The following is a 592-nucleotide window of genomic DNA, read 5'->3' on the forward strand; positions in this document are numbered from 1 at the left end:
CACCTTGCTCACGGTGCCCGCCACCTCGGCCAGCACCGGGATCTCCATCTTCATCGACTCCAGCAGCACCAGGGTGTCGCCCTCGCCGATCTGATCGCCCTCGCTCACCACGACCTCGAGCACACTGGCCACGATCTCAGCGCGAACGTCCTCGGCCATCATCACCCCACTCACTCCGCTGCTGGAGTCGATGAAGATGGAGATCCCGGTGCTGGCCGAGGTGGCGGGCACCGTGAGCAAGGTGAGCGTGGCCGTCGGCGACGTGATCCAGGCCGGAGATCTAATCGCGGTGATCAGCTGATCACCTCACCTGCGTGACGCGACCGCGGAAGTAGCACCCGATGTCCACCCTCGGTGACCTGCTCGCCGAGCACACCATGCTGCCCGGTCAGGCAGTCGACCATCTGCATGCCGTGGTGGGGGAATGGCAGCTGCTCGCCGACCTGTCCTTCGCCGACTTCCTGATGTGGGTGCGCCGCGACGACGGCTCACTGGTCTGCGTTGCCCAGGTGCGGCCGAACACCGCGCCGACCGTGCTGTTGGCCGATGCGGTCGCCACCCTGGCCGACGCCGACGCGATGCCCGTCGTCGC

Annotated in this window: 2 protein-coding genes and 1 pseudogene; 2 read left to right on the plus strand and 1 reads right to left on the minus strand. The window is 67.2% G+C overall.

Going from position 1 to position 592, the window contains the following annotated elements; genetic code table 11:
* The coding region (locus tag A5663_RS12650; protein WP_068149016.1) for a biotin/lipoyl-binding carrier protein at positions 1-159 on the minus strand (159 nt) is incomplete at its 3' end.
* 19 nt (positions 160-178) lie between these two features.
* Here A5663_RS12650 and A5663_RS22620 point away from each other — a divergent pair.
* Together A5663_RS22620 and A5663_RS12655 are read left to right on the plus strand one after the other, a co-directional pair.
* A pseudogene (locus A5663_RS22620) lies at positions 179-301 on the plus strand (biotin/lipoyl-containing protein); the annotation flags it as partial.
* 40 nt (positions 302-341) lie between these two features.
* Positions 342-592: histidine kinase N-terminal domain-containing protein (locus A5663_RS12655; RefSeq protein WP_197503381.1), on the plus strand; the 251-nt coding region annotated here is incomplete at its 3' end.

The sequence above is a fragment of the Mycobacterium sp. E740 genome (genome assembly GCF_001672895.1).
GTDB lineage: Bacteria > Actinomycetota > Actinomycetes > Mycobacteriales > Mycobacteriaceae > Mycobacterium.